The 2,203-nt window shown below is 61.3% G+C and carries 1 protein-coding gene; it reads right to left on the bottom strand.

The window, feature by feature from the left end:
* Positions 1–1,490: DUF11 domain-containing protein (locus ACWGO6_RS19130; RefSeq protein WP_452327687.1), on the bottom strand; the 1,490-nt coding region annotated here is incomplete at its 3' end.
* Between the last annotated feature and the right edge of the window lie 713 nt (positions 1,491–2,203).

The raw sequence follows: 2,203 nt of genomic DNA, 5'->3' as shown, positions 1-2,203 counted from the left end.
GCTGCCGCGCTGGCCTGGGTGGACGCGTCCGCGTTCCCCGCAGCAACCGCTGCCGGGTTCCCGTTCGCATCCGCCGCCGCCGACGCCGCCGCATTACCGTTGTCCGGGACATCCGACACGATCGTCGAGGCCTGCGACTGGTTATTCGACAGATTCGGGTCGGTTTCGATCCCCGAAACGCTCACTCGGTTGGTGATCGTGGTTGGAGCTGAGACGGTGGGGGCGACAACCCGGTATGTAATGCTCTGTGAAGCTCCAACAGCGAGAGATCCGACATTGCAAGACAGGAACGAATCCGTCAGAGAGCAGTTGTTGGGGACCTGGCTCGGCGACATAGTCACTCCGGCGGGCAAAGTGTCCGAGACAACTGAACTAGTGCTAGTGGACCCGCTGAGGTTGCTTACGACCAGCTCATATTCGATCTCTTGATTCGATTGGACGTTCGGCGTTGCCGTCTTCTCGATAGTGAGGTCGGCCTCTACGGCCGAGGGGGGAGCGATGATCGCGGCGTTTGACCAAGCTGAGACCTCGGCGCCTGGCACCCAAGCGACGCGGTTGATTATCGGAGTTGCCGAAGCCGCTTGTTCGACGCTTGCAATCACAGTCCAAGAGCCCGAGGCATCGTCAACATTATGCGAGAGGCCGGCGATGTTTCCGTTCGGGTAGTGCCACACACCGCGTTCGCATTGGTCAGCGGCTGCCGGCTGAAGTGGATTGCCATCGCCTCCGATACCGCCGAACGACTGCAGCGTCCCGTCAGGAAGGGTCGCACGTTGGACTCCGCCAGTGCCGCATTGCATGGTCCACACATAGCCATCGCGGATGGACCAGTCGTTCCCCCAGTAGCCGGCGTTTGGTGAGGTGAAGGCGATCTCTGGCACATCGTCAACGAACCGGATCCCAACTGTCGTGGTTACGAACCCATCAACGTCCAGATACTGGAGATAGTAGGTGTCCGCGTCCGCCCCCTCTCCGAAGGATCCGCCGAGGGCGAACTGAAACGTTGGGTCTAGATCATCGTTCCAGGTTGGCTGTCCTGTGGCTGTGCCCCACATCCCGGGTACGAAGCCGAGAGGCGTCGGAACTCCGTCGCCGTTGATCCGCAGCATCTGGCCCAAGAATGGACCGCTCTGCGCAAAGGCATACAGATAGCCGTCGGCAGTTCGCCCGGCCAGCGCCGCGTAGTAGTAAGGCACGGTACCGACTGGCGAATAGCCAGACCCGTCGGGTGAAACCGTGTACAGGGTCGTGCTGTAACCTGCAGCTTCTCCCTCGGGGACTGCCACATACGGCGTTGACAGAAGCGGTAGCTCGGCCGCTGTGGCTGAGGTCGGCGTGGCCAGCAATACTGCCGTGCCTAGAACAGAGGCCGCGAAAGCGGCGACTACCCGACGTGACTGGGCCCGTAGGCTGCCTTCCCTTGCCTTGCGGTCTCTGTTTGGTGGTGGAGCCGCGGATACACACCGCTGCTCCGGAACATCATGCGTCATAAGTCGCGACTCCTTAGGCCTGCTCATGGGCGACGAGCAGCCGCCTCAGAGAACTAGACGCATGAAATCGAACACGGTAACGCTCGAAAGCTTGTTGCGAGTGGTTGGTTCGTGAGTTCCGACGTCGTTCGCGGCACCACGGGGTCGCTGATGTTGATCAGTCCTGGCAGCGGTTCAGTGCGTTGCGGTGGGTGGGACAGCTCTCGGCCGATGAGCTGTCGGCGGTCACCGGTGTCGCCCGGTGCCGACGCGTCAGTGGAGCTGGGTGCCATGCTCGCCGGGTGGTAGCGTGCCGAGAGTGCTGCGTCGCCGTGGCTGGCAGTGCTGACCTGATCGAGAGCCATGTGTCGGAACACCCTTCCAACAGTCGTTGCAATACTCGGGGAGCAGAGGCGCGATAAGAGCAGCCGGAATCAGCGATTCAACGCGAGGTATTGACTCAGTGCAGGACCCGTTATGGCCGCGCGCTCCTCGGACGTAGATATGAAAAACGTTGCAACTACCTGTACCTGCAATAGATTGCAACCCGATCTTTGCCGATCACGAGGGCTAGGCCGTTGGCGCACTCGCTATCATGTGCTGGCGGCTGGGCCTCAACTGACGAAGCCACACGTCACACCACTCCGTCGGTATCGCGGCTCTGGGTTTTGGGGCCTGTAGCGCAGTTGGTAGCGCGCGTCGTTCGCATCGAGGAGGTCAGGGGTTCGATTCCC

The sequence above is a fragment of the Microbacterium sp. NPDC055665 genome (assembly GCF_053618035.1).
The sequence above is the reverse complement of the archived record's forward strand: the minus strand, read 5'-3'. Positions and strand labels throughout refer to the sequence as shown.